The sequence below is a fragment of the Methanobacteriaceae archaeon genome (assembly GCA_013403005.1).
Lineage (GTDB): Archaea > Methanobacteriota > Methanobacteria > Methanobacteriales > Methanobacteriaceae > Methanobacterium.
Map to the genome: position 1 here is coordinate 22,067 of JACBOA010000010.1, position 21,273 is coordinate 43,339.

Here is a 21,273-nt window from a genome sequence, read left to right on the forward strand (position 1 = left end):
ACAGGGAAGGTAAACTGTTTTTATCAGGGATGGAGAGGTTATCAGAGATATTAATCTTGAAAAAGGTTAAAGAATCAAAAAAGATGTAAGAATTACAGTTCCCAGGTCACAAAAAAGTTATTAAGATGAAGATTCTAAAGATTTTGATTCCATCATTTCAAAGTCATTTTAAATTTGTTATTTTTAATTAGTAATTTCTAAGGATTCTTTTTTTTTAAGCATTATTTAGAATGCTTGGATTTGAAAAAATTCGTTAGTTTATTCTCTATTATCCTTAACAAACTTTTTTAAACTATCAATAACCTTTTTAACCTGAGATGGTGCTGGACCTCCAGTTACTTGTCTGCTTTTAATGATTTCTACTGGATCCAGGGCTTTTTTCACTTTTGAGTCATCAATTCCCAGAACTTCACCTGTTATCTCTTTTGAAACATCATCCAAAAACTGGGCATCAATTTCTTCCGCCTTCATATCCTTATCCAGGGCAATGGTCACTGCTCGGCCCACTATCTGATGGGCAGTTCTGAAGGGTAATCCACCCTCACGAACCATTAGATCTGCCAGTTCCGTGGCAGCAGAAAAGTTAGCCCGGGCTAGTTCTTCTCCTCTCAAACCTTTAAAATCTGCGGATGCCAGCATTTCTGTAGTGATCTTCAAAGCTGACCTTATGGTATCTGCAGATTTCCAGAGATGGGGAGAAACTTCCTGTAAATCTCGATTGTAACTTTGAGGTAGTGATTTAATGATTGTGAGAATCGTAACCAGTTCACCATTTAACAGGGCTGTTTTAGCCCTAACAATCTCTGCAACATCTGGATTTTTTTTCTGAGGCATTATAGATGATGTGGATGAGAATTCATCTGCCAGTTCCACCATGCCAAACTCATAGGTACTCCAGATGATGAGTTCTTCTGATATCTTGGATAAAGTAGTCCCCAGCATGGTCAGGGCGAAAACAGTTTCAGCTATAAAATCCCGGCTACTCACTCCATCAATGGAGTTTTCCATGGGTCCGGAGAATCCCAGAAGTTCAGCAGTTCTATCCCGGTTTATAGGAAAGCTGGTTGTTGTCAGTGCTGCTGAACCCAGCGGGCAAAGATCCATCCTATGGTATGCATCTTGAAGTCTTCCATAATCCCTTTTCAGTGCCTGAGCATATGAAAGTAGATGATGGGCAAAAGTAGTGGGCTGAGCATGTTGGAGGTGGGTGTAAGCCACCATAATAGAATCAAGGTTTTCCTCAGCCATTTCAATAATAATTTCAATAAAAGTAAGTAGTTCAAGTTGTATTTCCCGTATCTCTTCTTTTAATGCTATTTTAAGGTCGGTTGCCACCTGGTCGTTTCTTGATTTGGCGGTGTGCATGAAACCAGCATCAGGACCGATTTTGCTGGTCACGTAGTTTTCCACTGCCATGTGAATGTCTTCCACAGCAGGGTTAAGATCCAGAGCTTCAACACCCTCTTTTTCGAGTTCATCGAGAGCATTAAGGATTTTTTTTCCTATATCTTGGGGGATGATGCCCTGTTCCATGAGCATGGTGGTATGGGCTTGATTGCACCGAAGATCTGCTTTGAATATCCTGTGGTCAGAATCTAGGGAAGATGTGAAAGTGGCCACGTCACTACTCATATGCCCTTTAAGCCTTCCCGAGCGGAGATTCAAAAAATACACCTTTTTATGATTTTTTTGAAATTTTTCTTTAAATTCTATTTTTAAAGGAATGAAGTATTAATATATTATTTTTTCCCTTCTTTACTCTTCCACTGAGTGTAACCGCATTTACCGCATGCGTATCGGTCTCCGTGGTCGGCCATGAAAATACCATGGGAGCAGCGTACACATTCAGGGTTTTTACGGATGATTTTATTATCTTTAACTTCGTATAGTTCGAATTTCCTCATGATTTATCCTCCTTGTCCATAGAGTTATAAGGTGTGAAATTATGCAGTTAAATTTATTCTTCTTCAGCTTCTTCTTTAGAAGGTTCTCTGTTTTTTTGAAGAACATGCTGTTTTTCGATCTGAACCAGTTTTTCTTCTGAGTCATAGAGCTTAGCATAACCATCGGCTCGTCCTTCACCGAAACTGGGTTTTACTTTGTCCACTACTAACAGATTTTTGTCCACGTTTAACTGTGCCACAAGCCTGTTTTTAACATCCAGTAGTTTGGGAGTGGATTCTCCCTGGTAAATGCAGTCAAAGTGTATTTCGGTACGGTTTAAAAGTGGATTTTCAACCTGTTCTTTAATGTCTATCTCCATATAAATCTCTCCTATCTTTCCTCTAATTTACTCTTTAATTTTTTAACTTTTTCTAAAACTTTATCAACTTCACAGACCACTAAACCTTCACCTGGCTGGCCATAAAGGACCAGTGAAGTGGTTGGGGCCATTAAGATACATGGAATGGCAGCTAAATCTTCTTCACCATCTACTACAATTATAACTCTGAAACCACTTTTAATAAGCTTAAAAGCCTTTCCAATGGCATCCTGCAGTTCATCGGTTATTAATCCAGGGGGGTTTTCAGCATTGAGGGTTACGTAGTCATAGATGGTATAATCTACTGGTTTTTTCTCATTTATGGGGCTTCGTTCCACCACATGGTCAATGATTCCCAGATGGGGAATTAAACCTGATTTCTGCAGGTTTCGGGTGGTTACATCACCCACAGTTATTAAAAGTTCATCAGGGTATTTGGTTTTGATGAAATCTAGAGCATCATCTAATGAGGGGTAAAGTACCCCGACGGGTTTTTTAAATTCAGCTCTCAACTCCTTGTTAAGTATTAACACTAGCGAACCCTCAGGGCGTATTCTCCGGGTAGGGTGATCTGCAGTTCCTGGGCAATGGGTGAGTTTTCAGGATCCACAATTATCAGAAATCCACTCCAGTTCTTGGAGGTGGCCATATTGCAAACTGCACATCTATCCTCATCCATGAGGCGATGACAGCGAGTGCATGCTTTGGTAACCATCTATTTCTTCTCCTTTTTACCTTTCTTTCCTTTCTTTTTCTTTTTTTCTTTCTCAGCCTCGATCCATTCCACCCTTCCCAGGTTAGGTTGTCTCATGGTCAGACCGATTTTGGTTTCCTTGGAAGATTTACCCTTCAAGCTGAGGGCAACGATTCTGGCACGAACCCTATTACCTTCTTCCAGGCTTTTCTTGGATTCTTTGCCTATCAAAGCCCCTCTTTTCCCATCGTAGTTAATGTAGTCATCAGTTACCTGTGATACGTGAACCAGTCCATCCATAGGGCCGATACGTATGAAAGCTCCGAATTCAGTTACTTCGATAACTTCCCCCTCCACGATTTCATGTAATTCTGGTTTGAAGAACAAAGCATTAAACACTACCTCGTGGTAGGCGGCTCCGTCACCCATAATGACTTTACCCACACCTATTTCTTCTATGTCTTTGACAGTGACCATTAATCCCATTTTTTTGTCAATTTTTCCAACGTAGTTTTCGTTTATAATTTCACTGGCCACTTCTTTTAAAGGTTCTTCAAAGCGGCTGGGTGGGATTCTCACCGTGTCCTCTATTTTGGATATTAAATACAAACAAATCCCTCAATTACAATTTTTTAATAATTAAAGCTCCTGGTAAAGTTTCATGGAGTGAACAACTGCACTTTTAGCTTTATCTGCATTTTCCCATCCCAAAATTTCGGTTTCTTTTCCTTCTAAGGTTTTGTACTCTTTGAAGAAGTGAGCTACCTCATCCAGGAAAGCTTTGGAAATATCATTTATGTTTTGAATGTCCTTGTAGTGTGGGTCTTCTACTGGCACTGCCAGGATCTTATCATCATGATCCCCACCATCTATCATGCGCATCATTCCAATGGGTCTGGATTCAATAATGCATCCAGGGAAAGTGGGCTGGTCCATGATAACCATTATATCCATGGGGTCCCCGTCGTCATAAAGAGTTTGGGGTATGATACCGTATTCTGCAGGGTAATGGAATGGGGAGTACAGCACCCGGTCCAGAGCAAATGATTCTAAATCTTTATCATATTCGTACTTGTTCCGGGACCCTTTGGGTATTTCAATAACTGCATATACTACTTCAGGAGCTGATGGCCCAGTTTTTATGTCCTTCCAGAGATTCATATTGTAATTCCTCCATGAAATCAACCATTTTGAAGGTTGGTAAATTATAAAATTTTACTTAAATTTTTTTTAAGCTTTCACTGAATAATTGTGAGACTAATGATTTCCCGTGACATTTTTTTTCTTTATTTGAATGTCATATGCGTTATATTATTTTATGTGGCCATCAACAGCCAGATACTTCTTCTGACGCATGTAAACCACATCAATTCCCTTTTCACGTGCTTTAATTCTTAACTGCCTATCATTGGTACATAATACCTTAGAAATTCGGAGTAAAGCATCATCTACCGTCTCCCCGGGATTAAGTTCTAATTCTATTATCTTAAAAGGGGGAGATTTTGAGATTTTAAGAGCTATTGAAGCTGATATTTTATGTTTACCCTTACTTCTTTTTTTTATCTTTTCCAGTTCGTAGATAACTGTTGAAGGGATGAGAAGTTGGTATGATGGTAAGGTGCGTTCCAGTTCTCCCACCAGATCCATTGAGAACTGGCCCGCCATCATCAAAAATTTGTGTCTATGACTGCCTCTTTAGCGTATGATTCCATAACCAATCAACCTCCACCTGGCACCAACTCTCCTGGAAAGAGCAACTCTCTGACCGGACTCTGCACAGACAGGTAGTTTAAGTTTCACTTCTGCTTCTTTTTTCCGGGCACTGGTAACCACTCCAATGGTAGTGGCGGTTCCAATATTAATCATTAGTGGTTCGGATGACTTTATAGGGTCAACTTTTCTCTCTTCCTTAGTACCCACTACTCTATCTAAAAGGTGAGTTTTCATGGTGAAGGTGTGCAGAATATCTGGAAGGGTTCCTGGTTTCCCAGCCACTGATCCGGAAAGTGAATCTGCCTTGGTCAGTGCAGGGTCCAGTTTAGTGGCGACTCCAATGAGTCCTCCAGGTCCCACTTCATCCACAGCTTCCCCTCCTCCGTTTAAACCGGTTACTTCTGAGATGAGGCTTATCCACTCTACTTTACCTCTGTTTTTTATTTGTATTCCTGGTTTGATTTCTATTTCATCTCCCAGGTGTATTTTTCCCTGAATAAGGGATCCTCCTATAACTCCTCCCTGGATTTTATCAGGACTACAACCAGGCCGGTTTATATCGAAGGAACGGGCAACATGCATACGGGGTGCCTTTCTAAGTGAACGTCGGGGTGTTCTTATTATGTGTTGAATGTTTTCAATTAAAATGTCAATGTTAGCGCCTTGTTGTGCTGATACAGGTATAATTGGAGCGTCTTCAGCACAAGTTCCCTTAACAAATTCTTTGATCTCTTTATAACTTTCCAGGGCTCTTTCTCTGGATACAATATCGATCTTGTTCTGGACCACAATTACCTCTTTGACTCCTATAACATCCAGAGCCATGAGGTGTTCTTTGGTTTGTGGTTGGGGACAGGGTTCATTGGCTGCTATTACCAGCACAGCACCATCCATGATGGCTGCTCCAGAGAGCATGGTGGCCATGAGGGTTTCGTGTCCAGGAGAATCCACAAAGGAAACTTTACGCAGGGTCTGGGTTTCACTACCGCAGTGTTCACACACCAGGGCAGTGGTGTAGCACTGGGGTTCGGGACATTCCATACATCTACGGAAGGTTATATCCGCATAACCTAAACGGATGGAAATACCTCTTTTGGTTTCCTCACTATGGGTGTCGGTCCATATACCTGACAAGGCCTTGGTGAGGGTGGTTTTCCCATGATCAACATGCCCCACTAGCCCAATGTTAACTTCAGACTGTACTTTCACTCGTCACACCTATTACCCTTACTCTTCACTTGCCAAGAGGTCTTCTATTGATTTTGAACCTTTTTTTACCACAATGGTGTTAATCTGAACTATGTCATCAGATATTGTATTCCCACGGACGGTTTTTCTCCTTCTCTGCCCGGCTCGTTGTGGTTTGAACCCAACTCCGCCTGAAAGGAGACTTTTAATCCTTCGCGGTCCTTCAACATCTTTTTTCATTGGAAAACCGTTTTTATCACTTCCGCCTGTTATACGGAGTGTGTATCCTTTAAGACCCATAGGGGCAGCGTCAAACTCTTCGCCGATCTTCATTCCGATCAATTTTTTTGATTCGGCAGCTTCCACTTCCATCTGATGACTGGTTTCACCTTGGGAAATAATTAATTTAAATGCCAATCTATCTCCTCCATCTTATTTTTGGTGTTTTATGTTCATATTATTTATCGTTTTTCATCATTAGTAATGATTGAATATTATTATAGCTAAATTTTAGACTTATTTAGACTTACTAGTAAATTCCCCAATTAGGATCCTCTTTCCTCTTAATATTAACCGTTTTTTGGAGTATTTCTGTTTCATCTTCATTTAAATCAGATTTCATCTCTGATTCCAGGACTTTGTAATGGCTTTCAGGGATGTCTATGTATAGCTCATCCCCTTCATCTAAATTTCGTCCAAAAACCCCGTCTTTTATGGCCATGGCCACCTTTTGTCCCTTGGAAATTGAGGGTAGATTATCACCCTTATCCTGCATACTCTCTACAGTTCCCACTCTCTGCCCATCTTCATTTATAAGGCCACAACCCTTTTTAACACTACCTCCCAGAACTTCAATACCTGCAATAGCAGGTTTGCTCTGTCTGAAAACTAGTTTGGGCATTATACGTATTTTACCAGGTTTTATGATGGCGTCAAACCATTCTTTTTTACGGCGCTCTTCTGCAGCCCTTACCCATTCCTGATAATCTTCAGTTAATTGGTAGATAACATTGGCAGAGAATATCTTAAGGTCGGTGTTTTTTATTTCCTCTGAAGCAGAAGGTAGTACCTTGACATTGAAGGCAATTATAACTCCGTAGAGTTCGTTTTCCTGTCTGACTATAGATGCGTCTACCACATCTCTACGAGAAACATCCCCAATATCCGCGGCTCTTATGGGTACTTCCATTTCCTGGAGCATGTTCACCAGTGCTTCCAGAGATCCCAATGTATCCGCTTTAACAATAACTCCCAATTCGTCAGTATCAACTTTAATATCCTCTATTTCATGTAAAATCTCTTCTTTGACCTTTAACAGGTCTTCCCTGGCCACACGTAATGGTGAGCCAGAAATGACATGGTCAATGTTGGGAGCTACAATTTTGATACCTGCAGCTGCAACTACTTCATCCACCTTTTCAAAACGTTTTTTCGCGTCTCTGATTTCTTCTAAGGCTCTGGGCTTTAAAAGGGATCTTATTTTGGTGGTGATAACATCATCAGGAGTAGTGAGAACAATGGTATCTTTGTGCCGGATTATACCATCGTATATGACTGCATCAATGGTTGTTCCCAGTCCAACTTCTTCTTTAACTTCTAAAATGGTGCCCTTTGCAGGGGCATCGGCTTCTATCTGCAACTGTTCCTTTAGATACTGTTGGGCCAGTCCCAGGAGCATGGTTAAAAGTTCTGGAATCCCTTCTCCGCTTTTGGCGCTGATGGGAATGATACTAACCTGTCTGGCAAAGTTCTCCACTCTATCGAAGCGTTCCGATTCGAAACCTTCCTGGTGAAGTATTCCCACTAATTCATAAATCTGGGTGTCGAGGGCGGTTTGTACGTTAGCTGGTTGTTTCTGGTAAGTCTGGGTGAATGATTCTCTTTCATGGGTCTGCCACCCATATAGCTTATCCATCTTATTTGCAGCAACTATGAAGGGGGTTTTATACATTTTAAGAATGTTCAGTGCTTCATAGGTTTGAGGTTTGAATCCCTCATTCAAATCCACCATGAGTATGGCCAGATCAGCCAGGGCACCACCTCGCTTGCGAAGGGTGGTGAAGGCTTCATGGCCGGGTGTGTCTATGAAGAACAGGCCGGGGAGGGTGTCTTTAATGGTCAGTTTGTCCAGGAAAGCCCCGCAGATATTTTCAATTACTTCCATGGGGATTTCTGTGGCTCCTATGTGTTGAGTTATTCCACCTGCTTCTCTCTGAGCTATGGCACTACCTCGGATAAAGTCCAGTAGAGTGGTTTTTCCATGGTCCACATGACCCAGAACCGATACAATGGGTGATCTAATTTGCAAGTTATCCTCCGGCCAAAAAATTGTGATGGAATCAAAAAAAGTAATTTCCACTTTTTTTAAATAAAATTCCTATTATCGCATTCTTCTATATTGTTTCTAATTTTAGAGAAGATTTGAGGTTTCTTTTAAGGTTCTTCATATACCAGTTCCCGGTCTGGTAGCTGGTATGTGCAGATCTCCTCATCCTGGAAAAACAGTGCAATTTCCCTTTCTGCAGATGCAGGTGAATCAGAAGCATGGACAATGTTCCTACCAGTTTCCATGGCAAAATCACCACGGATAGTGCCTAAATCGGCTTCTTGAGGGTTAGTGGCTCCCACCATCTTTCTGATGAGGGTAATACATTCTTCTCCTTCAATAACCATTGCTAGAACGGGTCCTGAAGTAATATAGTTCACTAAATCGCCAAAAAATGGTTTTTCCTTGTGTTCAGCGTAGTGTTCTTCTGCCAGTTCTCGAGGGATTACCATCATTTTAGCCGCCAGGATCTGGAGTCCCCGCTCTTCGAAGCGGGTTATAATCTTCCCAGTTAACCTCCGTAAAACTGCATCAGGTTTTAACATCACAAAACTTTTTTGCATCATTTTTTAACCCACTTAACTTTTCTGGGAACTCTACCAAGTTTTATACGATTTTTTTCACATTTGCTGCTGCAGAAAAGATACACAGTGCCGTCTTTTTTTACGTACATCTTGCCGGTACCATCTTCCATCTCTTCTCCGCAGAATGAACATGTTCTCATGGTGTCACCTTTTTATTTAGGGTGTGCGGATTTCTTTGGCTTCTCTGATGGTGTCCAGGAGCATCAGTATGTCGCCTTCCCTTATGGCTCCCATCACATTACGGGTTAATATCCTACCCTTATCTCTTCCTTCTAATATCCTGCATTTCACCTGCATGACTTCTCCAGTCATACCGGTTCTTTTTAGGACCTCAATAACTTCTGCAGGAGTTGCTTCTGTCATATCATCACCTTAAATAGTGGGAAGGTTTTTCCCTTCCGTGAAAGTTAATTATTTCTTGAGCTCTTCTACTTTTTCCACGATGTCTTTGATGAGGTCTTCGCCTTCACCAGCATCAATGATACATGCAGATGCGGTTCCCACATTGAGACCAGCAGCTTCTCCCAGTTCGTCCTTGGTGGGTATGTAAACGTAAGGAATTTCTTTTTCTTCAGCGAGAACAGGAAGGTGAGCGATAATTTCAGCGGGGTCAACATCTTCAGCTATTAATACCAGCACTGCGTCGCCTCTTTCCACTGCTTTGGTTACTTCATTACTTCCTTTACCTACTTTTCCTGTGTCTCTTGCGATCTCTAAAGCTTCGTAAGCTTTGTCCGCTAACTCTTTAGGTACATCAAATTTAACATACATTGCTTTTGCCATTAAATTTACCTCCTTTTTCATCTGGGTTTAACCATCCATCGGCAAACTCTAATTTTAGACTTCGCTTTGATAACTGATATATATCAGATATGCTGTTTATGAAGTTCTGGTTCCGATGATCGACCAAAAATTCTAATTTTAAACTTAAATTAATATTTTAGAATTCTAAAATTAGATGTAACAAAATTAGTTGATTACAGTATATATACTTTACTTGACTTTCAATGAACTAAAAACCATAATCATAAAATTGTTTCCCTATTAAAGTATGATCAATGTAAAAGTGAGTTGATTTATTTTTTCTGGAGATTTATTGGATATTCGGTCATATTAACTTTCATTATAGTATTCATATTCATATTCATTATTCTTCTGTGATTGTAATTTGCTGTATTTTTAAGGTCTATTATGTTGTCATGATCTTTACGTACATTCGACGAAAAATTGAGGAATTGTGGAATGGTATAACGAAGTCAATTAAGTAAAAAACAGATGATTATATTGGTTTTAAATATTTATAAAAAGAAAAGAAAAAAGGAAGGTTAACTTATAACCTTTTGACGGCTAATTCAACGTCAGAAGCTTTAACAGTTTTTCTTCCTGCGTGTTTTGCCAGTTTAACAGCTTCAGTAGCGATAGTTTCGCCTTTTTCTTCTAAGGCTTTGGCTAGAGCTTCTCTAGCGTCGTCACTTACTCTTTCTGCACCGGCGTTCTTTATTATTCTTCCAATTGGAGCTATTGGTAATTCCATATTAATCACCTCATTTTTGTATATTTGTTAATATACACTGTTGCCGTACTCCTATATATATGTATCGTTAAAAGCACTGATTATTCGGTGATCCATATGTTATTGGGTCATGTCATGATGATCCCTATAATCTTGGGACACCACATGACAAATCATATGATCTTGAGTCAAAAAGTAAAAATTGGGATATAGAAATAGTCCAGATCATCCAGAAAAAAAAGGTTAAGTAAAATCTTTTAGATTTCCTTTATAATCTTTGAAAGAGCTTTTATATCCGCATCTACTTCAACCGGTTCTTCACATGCATTGATTGCCACATTAGGGTCTTTGAGTACATGTCCTGTCACCACGCACACGATTTGTTCGCCCTTATCCACTTTACCGGAATTAACCAGTTTTATAAGCCCTGCAATGGATGCTGCTGAAGCCGGTTCAACTCCAATTCCTTCGGTTCTGGCTAAAAGTTTCTGAGCACTTAAGATCTCCTCATCACTTACAGTTTCAGCCAAACCATCAGACTCATAAATGGCACGGATGGCCTTTCTGGCACTGACTGGTGCACCAATACGAATGGCTGTGGCTACTGTTTCAGGGTGTTCCACAGGCACAATGTCATCCTGACCTTCCCATACCGCATGAGCTATAGGAGCAGCTCCTTCAGCCTGAATTCCAGTCATACAGGGAAGATCATCTATAAAACCAGCTCTGTAAAATTCAGTTATTCCCTTCCAGATGGCTGAGATGTTCCCCGCATTTCCCACAGGTAATATGATTCTGTCGGGAGATTTCCATCCCAAATCATCAACTATCTCGAATCCAATGGATTTTTGACCCTCTAATCTGTAGGGATTCACAGAATTTAAAAGATATAACTGACCTTGCAATGCCAGAGTGGTGATTGCCTCTAAAGCCTGATCGAAGTTACCCCTCACGGATATAACTTCGGCTCCGTGAAACATGGCCTGAGCCAGTTTTCCCAGAGCGACTTTACCTGCAGGTAAGAGTACTGCGCACTTCAAACCAGCTCTTGCAGCGTAAGCGGCCAGTGATGCAGAGGTGTTCCCTGTGGAAGCGCAACCTACGGTGTCCACACCCAATTCAAGGGCTTTGGTAATCCCCACACTCATACCCCTATCTTTAAAGCTGCCAGTGGGATTAGAACCTTCAACCTTAACGTAGAGTTCAACTCCTAATTCTTTACCCAGTTTATCACACTTGCAAAATGGAGTTCCTCCTTCATCCAGACTCACTATTCTATCTGGATCTACAGGCATGAACTCCTTATATTTCCACATGGTAGATTTACGGCACTTAAAAACCTCTTTTGATACATCTGCTTGGCAGATGACTTCCAGTATGGAATTGCATTTACTACAGGTATATATTATTTCATCATCAGGATATTCTGCTCCGCAAGATATACATTTCATCATAAAATCACCCTAAATTAAAATGGTCCATGAAATTTTTCAATTGAATCCCATTGAATTATGCAAATAACATTATCAAAAAAACTAATTGATTTCATTAAATTAGTCGTTTTTAGTTATTTCTCGAGAATAAAATATCTCGGGATACGGTTATAAAACTATTGTCAAATAAAATCTAACAAATTTCAGCAGGTTTTTTGCCAGAAAATGTGAATTTCCCAAATAATAACTAAACTAATACTCTTATATTAACAGTATTTGTAAGTATTACAAATCATAAAATGCCTTTTATGTAATTTGCCCATGTTATGGTGAAGTTTGCCTCGATTATGGCTGCAATTATTATAAGAATAACTGCAATGGCCAACATAATTAGCGTATCCTTGAAATCATCTAGATTCACTTCCAATAAATATTTAAGCTGGTTAGATATTGAGAAATCTGTTTGTATGTGAACTAAACCTTTTATAACGTTTAAGACAGTGTGACCCAGTTTAAAACCAGCTGCACCTGCGATTATGATTCCTAATATCTCAAACACACCATGTGGAATGGTGTAAATAATGAAATCACCAAGAGAAAATTGAGATGCTGTGTAACCAATGAATATTCCATTGCTTATGAGGAAGTAAGCAGTTATAATGCCTAAAATTATTCCACCGGCATAGATCATCAGTATAATCTTAATATTATTGAAAAACAGGGAAGTGGTGGTGAGCTGTAATTCTCCCTCAACCACACGTCTTTTAAAATTTCCTAGCATGGATGATAAGATTGGATCTAACAGCCAGGCAAAGGCGTATCCTATAAAAAGAGAGGATATGAATATAGCGGCTGATAAAATTAAATAACTCTCGTTACGATTATAGAGTCCAGTAAATAAACCTTCATACCGTTCTTTGCCCATTTTTAAGCTCCTAATTCTTTATTAGTTTTGTATTACTTTAATATATTTTCAGCCTTATCTTTAGCTTTTTCCCTTTTCTCTTGGAGGTCAGTAAAGAAATCTCTTATTAATTCTGCTGCATTTGCTTTGCACTCCCCACACATAATACTGCCATCTTTACATTGATGGTAGATATCTTTTAAATCAGAGTCAGAATGCATTAGATGGTAAAGTAACATCTCATAAACAACACATTCATCTGGAATGCCTCCCATTTCCTGTTGTTCTTTTAAACTTTCTCTTCCACCAGTTTTAGCCGATCTTAATTTCTTTTCAGCTTCTTCTGGAGAGTCACTGAGGAAAATAGCAGTTTTTGGTTTGCTGCTGGACATCTTACCTCCTGTTAGTCCAGTGATGAATCGGTGGTAGGTGGAGGAGGGACTTATGAAATGGAATTTTGATTGGAATCTTTCAGCTATGTCCCTTGTAAGGCGGATATGAGGGTCCTGATCAGGTCCCACAGGAACCACAATGGGTTTAGGTCCACCTAATTCCTCCAGTTGGGGGTGCAGTATATCAGCCACTTGTATAAGTGGTGTGTAGAGATGTGCTATGTTGGTTGAACCTGAAAAACCATATATAGATTTCATTTCGTTTAAATTCACTCTTTTAGCCAGTTTATATGCCAAATCGCCCACTGTTTTGTTTTCAGATTGTAAGTAAATATGCAGATTTTCATTATCAGGATCCAGGCCTAGAGCAATGTAATTTGTGATGTATTCTTCAATGGCAATCTTTTTTGCATCTTCAAAGCTCATTCCCCTGGCGGAGTAGGATTCCATGTCAGCAATGGGGATATAGATTTCAGCACCTTTCTCCTGGTACCAGATGAGTTGATCCACAATCATTTTGTGGCCTATATGCATTTTACCACTGGGCATCATTCCGGTAACCACAGCAAAGGCTGATTTTTCACGCATTGCCTTTAAAATCCTGCCGTAATCTCGATGCCCGAAAACAATCCCCCTGCGCATCAGCATGTGAGGATTTTCCAGTTCACCTAAAAGGTCTTGGAAGGGTTTTATTCCAAATTCTTGGATTAGCTTTTCATAGTTTACTAGGGCTGAACTCCATGGATCAATCAATAAATCACCTTAAATGATAATAAACATTATTCACAAGGATATAAATGTTATGATAATTATCGTTGTTCAATTGTTTTATATAGTTTCTTCTTGCTCTTAGATATGGTTAGGTCAATATAGTGTAGTCCACTAAGATTATGGTCTGGTCCACTCAACATTGTAGTAAGTGATATCTTGTTCATCATCCACCACTGCCAGTAGGAGTTTCTTGTTAACTCCGTGGGCCACACGAACGTAACTGGAGAAGTTGGCGATGGATATGTCCTGGTTCTCATTAACTACTTTCACCACAAAATCAGAATGACCGTCACCTGGAGATTTACCCCTTTCATATAATCTAAACTCGGAACCATACTTGAAACCTGTTTTAACAATGTATCCCCTGTTGCGAAGGTCTCTGAATACAATATATTTATAGAGAAGGCCTTTTTCCTGGATCATTCCCCACATCTCATGGACTGAAACTTCTCTATTATCATCCAGAATATTTATTTTTCCTTTTTCCTGAAGGTAAAGAGCCTCCATAATTGAAATTTGCAGTTCATCCTGGTTAAATTTACCAAAATGACTTTTTTCATTAAGTGCAACAGCTTTTTTGTTTTTAATGATTACTAGTTCTCCTTTCAGTTCCGCGTCCATGTTTTTCACCTTAACTTCATTCGCTTAGCTTTCTGGGAGGTTTTGAAGGAGTTTTTTAGTTAAAAAAGATCGAATTTTCCGGACATGGACATGCTTTTTTGAGAAATTTTTTGAGAAATTATACTCAGTATGATGATTAATCTCGGGCATGCAACTTTTTCAGATCATTTTCTTTTTTACCTAATCGTACCATAAAAGCTGCTATAAGTCCATCCAAGAATAAAAGAGTGCTGTCTTCGAAAAGAGTCCCCATTGGGGTTAAATCATCGTAATTTCCCTTTAAAACATGGGAGGTGTAATACTTCCAGGGCACCTTACTTTTACTTTCAATATTAACCACGACATCTGCATTCCTGCCAACTGTGGATTCAGGGTCGGTGGTAATTCCTACTACTTTAGTACCCACTTCTCTGGCAGTTCCAGATGCTATGGCAACGGTTTTGGTTTCACCGGAACCGGAAATAGCTACCAAACAGTCCTTGTCAGTGAGGGCAGGGGTGGTAACATCACCCACCACGTAAACTCGAAATCCCAGGTGCATAAGGCGCATGGCAAAAGCCTTACCTACCAGTTCAGATCTCCCACTTCCCACAATAAAAATGGAATCTGCATCAAGGATGCACTGGATCATCTCTTCTACCCGTTCCTCATTGATACGGTCGATAACTTCCAGGGTGTGTTTGGCTATTCCTTCTGCGGTTTTTTTTATGTATTCCATAATCCACTTACCTTTTTTTAGTGTTTTAGTTGATGTTTAAATTTTTATTATTAGATATTTATATGTTGATTCATTTTGAAATTTTCTAAGTCTTATTAGAGGATTAGAGGCCGGTTATTCTTATTCCTGCCAGTTTTATTTTGTTACGAATGTTGAGGTTAATCAGGAGGGGTGTTATTTTTTCAACAATCCTGGCGTTTTCCAGGGGACCGCAATCAATGGCCCTGACTCCAGGTATAATCTCTGCTAATTTCATGGCTGCTTTTTTTGCTTCTGCATCATCTCCTGAGATCAGGCAGTCGCAGTCTATCTCATTTTCAATGGTGGTCAGGCTGGCAGCACTGATGTTATTGAAGGCAGATACCACCCGTACATTTTTATCTTTTAAGAAGTTAGCTGTTCTTTCAGCGGCAGAGCCATCCCACATGTTAACATATCTCACTGGACTTCCACCCAGACAACTTTCCATGGGAACCGTGGCATCAATCAGTATCTTACCCTCTACATGGTCTTTGATACTTTTTAAGGTAACCATCTGGGCCTGCAGTGGTACAGTTAGAATCAGAAGATCTGCTTCTCTTGCAGCTTCTTCATTGGTCATTCCCCGCACATTGGGACATTCATCATGTTTTAACATATTTTCAATGACGTTAACAGCATTTTCAGCTTTTTTAACATCCCTTGACCCTACAATTACCTGTTCACCCCCTTTTGCAAATCTGAGTGCCAATCCAAGTCCCTGATCACCAGTTCCACCGATTATTCCGATTTTCAAAGAAAACATCCCCTTTAATTATTTACTAAATCCTTTTTCGCAGATATTTTGATTTTTTATATTAATATTTTTTGGTGTTGACCATTTAAAATACTGAAGTTTGATATAGTAGTTAGGATCATATTTTATATATAAAGAGATGTGTTTTAATGGGTGTTCGTGGTCCTAAACCTGGTTTTGTGGATGTGGCTTGTCCTAATAAGAGCTGTGCAGATTACGGGGAAACTAAAAAAGGCAATATTGTGGGTAATGGAACTTACCAGACAAAAATGGTCCTGTTCACAAATTTATTTGTCGAACATGCTCTAAAAGCTTCACTTCATATTCAAACACAATATTACACGATTTAAGAACTGATGAAGATACAGTTTTTTTAGCTTTGAAAATGATTTTAAAAGGCATGAGTTTACGAGGAACAGCAGAAGTTTTAGGTGTTAAACTGGATACTGTGCGCAGATGGCTGCGCATAGCAGCCGAACACAGTGAAGAAATAAACAAAGTCCTTATGAAAGATATAAAAGCGGATAAAGTGGAGTTAGATGAATTATGGACTTTTGTTAAAAAAAAACAGTTCCAAAAATGGAGCATGAATCAGAAGACGAAAGATGGATTTGGCTAAGCTTCGCACCCGAACACAGACTAATCTTAGCAGCCTACGCAAGCTCCACGAATCTAGATGTGGCTGATAAGATTGTTAAACAAACTGATGATAGGCTAAAAAAAATCACCTTTATCCGGCAATGACGGAAAAAATACTACGCACAAGCATTATTTGACTGATATGCTTATATTAAGGACTTCAAGGACTTCCAAGATAGGAAAACGGGATGTCCACCGAAACCGAAACAAATGCTCTTTGGAAGATTTATAAGTATGCCCAATTAGTGAAGGAACGATAAGGATGGAAAGTTTTATTGGGAGATGTATTATTCTGTTTTAAAACGTCTAAATAAAGAATTTAAAAAGTATATGGGTGGAAATAGGAAATATAATCCTTTGATTCAACAGATATCCATATTTAGAATATGATCTTGACAAATCTTGACAAAAATAGTATTATGATGATAGAACTTTAGAAGAAAAAGTGGGTATGAATTTGGCTTTTTTAGCTCAAAAAGCAAATTTATTGGAGTTAAATTAACAAATAGCTATGAATATAGACATATTTCAACCATTGACCATACTATTCACCCTGGAGCAGTTTATGTACAGCCAAATTTTATCTTGAAATCCTAGAAGACCTAAAAATTGAAGAAGGATACTAAAACAGGGGATTTAGTACTTGCCGTGTAAAGGCTATTTCAGTTTTAAAAACTATGGGTTTGGATTAACTGGACTAATAAAAATCATTCCTTTAATCTGACCATAAAAAATGCACGCGAAAATATAAGGGTTTTCAGCCAATTTAAATACTCATTAGGGTTGTGTGGCGTGGAAATCCATTAAAAACATTTATAAAGATGATTAGTAACTAAATTAGATAAACTATAAGATAAATGGGTGATTTAAAGTCTATTAAAAGCAAAATCGAAGATTTTATCAAATTCTTCAAGAATGGAGTAGGATATGAACAAGTACCTTCTTATACATACAAATCAGTAGCAAAAACCACATATCATAAGTGTACTTTAAGAGCCCTAATAGCTAATACTAATCCAAACTAAAACTTCATAACAAGCAAATTACAGCAACTCGCTGAAATGGGGGCTGTAAAGTTAATGGTTGTTGGACTGTTTATCAAAATTTGAAATTTGTTTATTAGTGTTCTTTCACCAAACAAAGACAAATTAAGGCAAAAATTATTTGCAAACATCTCTCAACCACCAATAACTTTACAACCCTCTGAAATGTAAAAACATAACACCCCATAATAATAACTATCAAATAGATTTTTTAATCTTGTGCTCAACAATTTTTGTAATTTTGATGTTAAAAAAAATTGTATTTATGTTCTTGAATAATCATCAAAGCAGGGAATACAAACAAAATTGCCATTTTCTGCCCGTGCTCTGTGTTCTGAAACTAGTTCTCCACATTTAGCGCATTTAATTGATTGAAATATTCGAGCTTTTTCAGGAATGTCAATTTCTACATATTCTATTTTGAACAATTCATTATCTGGCATGTTAAGAATTTTTTGAGTTATTCTTTCCCTTTGTTTTTCAAATTCTAGTTCCTCTTCTTTACTAGCTGATCCAGAAAATATTTTTTTCTGAAGTTTTTTAAAATCTGAATCCATTTCATCTACGCTTTTAATTAAAGATATGCGCAAAGCATAGCCAGTATCTCTATTTACAAAAATGTATACTTGTTTTCCATGGTCTTTAAATATTAAATTGCCTTTTCCGAAGGTACAGCCTGTTACAACTTGTATGGCATCCACACTGCAACTATCGTTTTCTACAATAGCCAAAAACTCTTCATCAACTGCTCGGGGTGAACTAAGTTCTTTTATGGCTATTTTTCCAGCACGATATCCTATAGCTATTCCGGGACATGAATGTCCATGAAACTCAGTGATATCTGAAAAAGAAAGTATTTGATTTGATATTTCCATTTTATCACCTATATAACGATTTTTTAAATTATTTAAAAAATAAAAAAGAATTTTATATTAATAAGCCTGATTTATCCGTGAATTCTCTGTTTTATTCCATTTTGCAGTTCCAGTCATAAGGGATAATATCATTCTCAATGGGATTAACCCGCCTTTCATCTACATCTTCGGGGTCATACAACAGAGAAGGCATTCCTATTACCACAGATATCTCATTGCCCACATTTTTTGTACCGTGGAAGACTCCCGGAGGGATGTAAATTACACGAGGATATTTTTCACCCATAAATATCTCATTAAGAACTTTGTAGGTAGGTGAATCTTCTCTATAATCATATAATGCAACTTTTACCATTCCAGTAACGCAAACCAGATGATCTTCCTGTTTGGAATGGAGATGCCAACCCTTAATCATTCCAGGATAAGAATATGAAGCAATTATTTGCTTGATATTCTGTGCTTTCAGCTCCTCATCGTCTAAACGTATGAGTTCAGTTAAATACCCTCTTTCATCACTGAAAAGTTTTATATCCTTCATAACAACGCCTTCAATGAGTTCTTCACCATAAAAACCTGGAATATTTTGAACTCGAGGCTTTTCCAGTTTATTAAAATCTGCCATGCTTTTTATTTGCATTTTTACACCTCTTTTTTTTCATACATCCATGATAATGGATCTTTACCGTCTTCAAACATGGCTCCGTAAGGTTCGAATTTATCAATATCTTTGACGGTGCAGAAATGCATTCCCTGGTCTGATTCTGTCATCATCAATGGTTTAGCCTTTGCTATGTCCCAGGAACCGTCTTCTGGGTTGTATATATCATCTCTTATTTCAAGATGCACCACTTTACCCATAATCAATAAGTAGGGGAACCCTTCGTATTCTTCTTCATGCATGTTATGGAGTTTGCATTCCATCCAGGCATAGCAACCTTCTATTCCTGGTGCTTTAACCTTCTTTGAGGGTTTTTCCTTTAAATCTGCTAGTTCAAATTCATTAACATCGAAGGGAACATGCGAAGCTGTTGGTATCACTTTATCAACCATGTTCGCGCCAGCATATTAATTACAAATTCTTCTGTGCTTTCGATATTAACAAATGTGTCCCTCATTTTCGCTGAAGCCACACAAATCAGATCAAATGGACGTAAAACGGGCATAACACAAGAATATGGTGCTATGTTCCTGATTCCATCTTCACTGGCTGTGGAAATGAATGCCACGGGTAGTGGTATCAGCGATTCTCTCTTAAAATTTTCCAATATCATATTACCACCAATCTTCGTTGGATTTTAACATATATAAATATTAGCTTTTTATAAAAAAGTATTACAATTCTAATAAAATTTAGATGAATTTTATTACTTAATTCTCACGAGATTACTTTCAAACCATTTAAATAAAACTTTTTAAATATTGGTTGAAAAAATAATGGGTGTTGGACTTTTCATTAAAATTTAAAATTCGTTTGTTATGTTTTTTCATCAAACAAAGACAGTTTAAGGCAAAAATTTTTAGCAAATATCAAATAACCCTCAATAACTTTACAGTCACAGCCTAACACAAATTATATATAGGTGTTTGTAACTAAATTCACTGAAAGTGATGTTTTGATGTTCAGGGAAAGAAATCTTTCTATTGAACATTAAAGTTGGAGCTAATGAGAAATTTGGAGTAAATTCTCAAAAATACTTATGCATTTTTCACAAATTCCACTAAGTTCTAATTTATTAATCGCTTAAACAGGGAAAATATTCTATTTATGTGCTTAAATTATTCTCATAATGTCTGATTATCAACGAGCTGAGTAGATGTCATTATGGGAAGGTGTCATTAATGGGAATATATTTTATTGAATAATGGTCGAATAATGGTCTTAAATATAATACAAAATTAGATAAATTGTAATAAAATTGTAATAATGTATTGATGATTATAAATTGTTAGGAATCATGCAAACAGTGAGGTGTTTCAATGTATTACAAGTGGTTCAATGAACCCAATAGTCATTAGTGGCGATTGTGGCAAACCGATAAAACCAACTGGTACCACAAAAATGTGGCATGCCCCATATTTGGCATGATTTTTGTCGGAATGAACCAACGGAGGAATTATATTAAGCGAAATTTATACAAAGCGGCTATTGTCGTTTTATTATTGGGAGCATTGCCGGTGAGCAGTGCTTCATCAATTGGAGGATATTTTATACCGGGGGGAATGTACGGTGGTGAATCTGGATATCACTACTGGGAAAACTACTGTCCACTCTGCCATCATTATGGTTGTCTGGAAGTGAACCCCAAAGGAACACACGAAGGTGAAATAACCTGTTCTCGTTGTGATGCAGATTATGATGGATGCTCAGGTTATGATAAGTATGATGGAGGTGCAAGGGCTAAATTGATCCCAGCAGTGATAGAAACCAAACCAGAAGCACAAGCAGCACCTCAATTCACAGAGTCAACAGCAAAACCCGAAATCCAGGAAACTAAAAATTCAACACCAAATTCAACATCAAATTACTTTATAAATCAGGATTCAAAGAATTTAACCTCAAAAGCTTTAATAACTGAGGTAGAACAGCCTGATACAACCATTTCTGTGAATTTAGGTGTTAGTAAGGTACTGGTAAACCATACCGTACTCCAATCCCACCTTGAAAAAATAAGTAGATACTGGTTGGTCTAAAAACCAGCCACCATTTTTTTTTATTCAACTAAATAGATTATAAGAATTCATTTTTAATTATTATCTGTAGTTTCATCTCAGTTGCATTAATTCTTCTAAAAACAAGTCGAATGCAGTGCAAATTTTGTAA

Annotated in this window: 28 protein-coding genes and 1 pseudogene; 4 read left to right on the plus strand and 25 right to left on the minus strand. The window is 38.2% G+C overall.

The window, feature by feature from the left end; translation table 11 throughout:
* Positions 1-258: 258 nt before the first annotated feature.
* The 22 genes from argH to npdG all read right to left on the minus strand — a co-directional run bounded on the left by argH (position 259) and on the right by npdG (position 15,895).
* Complete coding sequence (gene argH / locus HVN35_07975) at positions 259-1,665, minus strand: argininosuccinate lyase (GenBank protein ID NYB52477.1); 1,407 nt, start codon at positions 1,663-1,665, stop codon at positions 259-261.
* Positions 1,666-1,739: 74 nt separating this feature from the next.
* Positions 1,740-1,904 carry a 30S ribosomal protein S27ae gene (locus HVN35_07980; GenBank protein NYB52478.1) on the minus strand — a complete coding sequence of 55 codons (165 nt, stop codon included), beginning with the start codon at positions 1,902-1,904 and terminating at the stop codon, positions 1,740-1,742.
* A gap of 53 nt (positions 1,905-1,957) precedes the next feature.
* Positions 1,958-2,263 (minus strand): 30S ribosomal protein S24e, encoded by a 306-nt coding sequence (locus HVN35_07985; protein ID NYB52479.1) that lies wholly within the window; start codon positions 2,261-2,263, stop codon positions 1,958-1,960.
* Between the two features lie 11 nt (positions 2,264-2,274).
* Positions 2,275-2,796 carry a DUF359 domain-containing protein gene (locus HVN35_07990; GenBank protein NYB52480.1) on the minus strand — a complete coding sequence of 174 codons (522 nt, stop codon included), beginning with the start codon at positions 2,794-2,796 and terminating at the stop codon, positions 2,275-2,277.
* Positions 2,796-2,978 (minus strand): DNA-directed RNA polymerase, subunit E'', encoded by a 183-nt coding sequence (locus HVN35_07995; protein ID NYB52481.1) that lies wholly within the window; start codon positions 2,976-2,978, stop codon positions 2,796-2,798. The genes HVN35_07990 and HVN35_07995 overlap by 1 nt, the downstream gene beginning before the upstream one ends.
* Positions 2,979-3,557, minus strand: coding sequence for a DNA-directed RNA polymerase (locus tag HVN35_08000; protein ID NYB52482.1), 579 nt, complete (start codon positions 3,555-3,557; stop codon positions 2,979-2,981). It abuts the gene before it with no gap.
* A gap of 39 nt (positions 3,558-3,596) precedes the next feature.
* Positions 3,597-4,118 (minus strand): inorganic diphosphatase, encoded by a 522-nt coding sequence (locus HVN35_08005; GenBank protein ID NYB52483.1) that lies wholly within the window; start codon positions 4,116-4,118, stop codon positions 3,597-3,599.
* Positions 4,119-4,268: 150 nt separating this feature from the next.
* Positions 4,269-4,625, minus strand: a complete 357-nt coding sequence (locus HVN35_08010; protein ID NYB52484.1) for a twitching motility protein PilT — start codon at positions 4,623-4,625, stop codon at positions 4,269-4,271.
* Positions 4,626-4,652: 27 nt separating this feature from the next.
* Positions 4,653-5,879: a translation initiation factor IF-2 subunit gamma gene (locus HVN35_08015; GenBank protein NYB52485.1), complete on the minus strand. Its 1,227-nt coding sequence runs from the start codon at positions 5,877-5,879 to the stop codon at positions 4,653-4,655.
* Between the two features lie 18 nt (positions 5,880-5,897).
* Positions 5,898-6,275, minus strand: a complete 378-nt coding sequence (locus HVN35_08020) for a 30S ribosomal protein S6e (GenBank protein ID NYB52486.1) — start codon at positions 6,273-6,275, stop codon at positions 5,898-5,900.
* 112 nt (positions 6,276-6,387) lie between these two features.
* Positions 6,388-8,166, minus strand: coding sequence for a translation initiation factor IF-2 (gene infB / locus HVN35_08025; GenBank protein ID NYB52487.1), 1,779 nt, complete (start codon positions 8,164-8,166; stop codon positions 6,388-6,390).
* 125 nt (positions 8,167-8,291) lie between these two features.
* Positions 8,292-8,750: a nucleoside-diphosphate kinase gene (gene ndk, locus HVN35_08030; GenBank protein ID NYB52488.1), complete on the minus strand. Its 459-nt coding sequence runs from the start codon at positions 8,748-8,750 to the stop codon at positions 8,292-8,294.
* Positions 8,747-8,908: a 50S ribosomal protein L24e gene (locus tag HVN35_08035; protein ID NYB52489.1), complete on the minus strand. Its 162-nt coding sequence runs from the start codon at positions 8,906-8,908 to the stop codon at positions 8,747-8,749. The genes ndk and HVN35_08035 overlap by 4 nt, the downstream gene beginning before the upstream one ends.
* A 16-nt stretch (positions 8,909-8,924) precedes the next feature.
* Positions 8,925-9,131 carry a 30S ribosomal protein S28e gene (locus tag HVN35_08040; GenBank protein NYB52490.1) on the minus strand — a complete coding sequence of 69 codons (207 nt, stop codon included), beginning with the start codon at positions 9,129-9,131 and terminating at the stop codon, positions 8,925-8,927.
* A 48-nt stretch (positions 9,132-9,179) separates the two neighbouring features.
* Entirely contained in the window at positions 9,180-9,551 is a 372-nt protein-coding gene (locus HVN35_08045) for a 50S ribosomal protein L7ae (protein ID NYB52491.1), read from the minus strand.
* Positions 9,552-10,098: 547 nt separating this feature from the next.
* A complete protein-coding gene (locus tag HVN35_08050; GenBank protein ID NYB52492.1) occupies positions 10,099-10,302 on the minus strand; it encodes a histone family protein in 204 nt (67 codons plus the stop codon).
* A gap of 236 nt (positions 10,303-10,538) precedes the next feature.
* The gene (locus HVN35_08055; GenBank protein ID NYB52493.1) at positions 10,539-11,735 is read right to left on the minus strand and encodes a threonine synthase; all 1,197 of its coding nucleotides are present in this window, start codon (positions 11,733-11,735) and stop codon (positions 10,539-10,541) included.
* A 271-nt stretch (positions 11,736-12,006) separates the two neighbouring features.
* Positions 12,007-12,639, minus strand: a complete 633-nt coding sequence (locus tag HVN35_08060; GenBank protein NYB52494.1) for a stage II sporulation protein M — start codon at positions 12,637-12,639, stop codon at positions 12,007-12,009.
* A gap of 32 nt (positions 12,640-12,671) precedes the next feature.
* Positions 12,672-13,763 carry a tryptophan--tRNA ligase gene (locus HVN35_08065; protein ID NYB52495.1) on the minus strand — a complete coding sequence of 364 codons (1,092 nt, stop codon included), beginning with the start codon at positions 13,761-13,763 and terminating at the stop codon, positions 12,672-12,674.
* 135 nt (positions 13,764-13,898) lie between these two features.
* Positions 13,899-14,402, minus strand: a complete 504-nt coding sequence (endA, locus tag HVN35_08070) for a tRNA-intron lyase (protein ID NYB52496.1) — start codon at positions 14,400-14,402, stop codon at positions 13,899-13,901.
* A 136-nt stretch (positions 14,403-14,538) separates the two neighbouring features.
* Complete coding sequence (gene hxlB / locus HVN35_08075; protein NYB52497.1) at positions 14,539-15,120, minus strand: 6-phospho-3-hexuloisomerase; 582 nt, start codon at positions 15,118-15,120, stop codon at positions 14,539-14,541.
* Positions 15,121-15,223: 103 nt separating this feature from the next.
* Positions 15,224-15,895: an NADPH-dependent F420 reductase gene (npdG, locus tag HVN35_08080; protein NYB52498.1), complete on the minus strand. Its 672-nt coding sequence runs from the start codon at positions 15,893-15,895 to the stop codon at positions 15,224-15,226.
* A gap of 149 nt (positions 15,896-16,044) precedes the next feature.
* Here npdG and HVN35_08085 point away from each other — a divergent pair, with 149 nt between their 5' ends.
* Genes HVN35_08085 through HVN35_08095 form a run of 3 tightly spaced genes read left to right on the plus strand, consistent with a single transcriptional unit; the run spans position 16,045 to position 16,639 of the window.
* Positions 16,045-16,245, plus strand: coding sequence for a hypothetical protein (locus HVN35_08085; protein ID NYB52499.1), 201 nt, complete (start codon positions 16,045-16,047; stop codon positions 16,243-16,245).
* A 50-nt stretch (positions 16,246-16,295) separates the two neighbouring features.
* Positions 16,296-16,514: a hypothetical protein gene (locus HVN35_08090; protein ID NYB52500.1), complete on the plus strand. Its 219-nt coding sequence runs from the start codon at positions 16,296-16,298 to the stop codon at positions 16,512-16,514.
* Positions 16,475-16,639: a hypothetical protein gene (locus tag HVN35_08095; protein NYB52501.1), complete on the plus strand. Its 165-nt coding sequence runs from the start codon at positions 16,475-16,477 to the stop codon at positions 16,637-16,639. Before HVN35_08090 ends, HVN35_08095 begins: the two co-directional genes overlap by 40 nt.
* A 1,201-nt stretch (positions 16,640-17,840) precedes the next feature.
* On the opposite strand, the gene HVN35_08100 is transcribed toward HVN35_08095, so the two are convergent.
* From HVN35_08100 to HVN35_08110, 3 genes and pseudogenes are all read right to left on the minus strand, one after another.
* Entirely contained in the window at positions 17,841-18,452 is a 612-nt protein-coding gene (locus HVN35_08100) for a TraR/DksA C4-type zinc finger protein (GenBank protein ID NYB52502.1), read from the minus strand.
* A 91-nt stretch (positions 18,453-18,543) separates the two neighbouring features.
* The gene (locus HVN35_08105) at positions 18,544-19,089 is read right to left on the minus strand and encodes a dTDP-4-dehydrorhamnose 3,5-epimerase family protein (protein NYB52503.1); all 546 of its coding nucleotides are present in this window, start codon (positions 19,087-19,089) and stop codon (positions 18,544-18,546) included.
* 2 nt (positions 19,090-19,091) lie between these two features.
* A pseudogene (locus HVN35_08110) lies at positions 19,092-19,723 on the minus strand (flavin reductase family protein).
* Positions 19,724-20,474: 751 nt separating this feature from the next.
* On the opposite strand from HVN35_08110, the gene HVN35_08115 reads away from it, so the two are divergent.
* The gene (locus tag HVN35_08115) at positions 20,475-21,143 is read left to right on the plus strand and encodes a hypothetical protein (protein NYB52504.1); all 669 of its coding nucleotides are present in this window, start codon (positions 20,475-20,477) and stop codon (positions 21,141-21,143) included.
* Positions 21,144-21,273 lie beyond the last annotated feature (130 nt).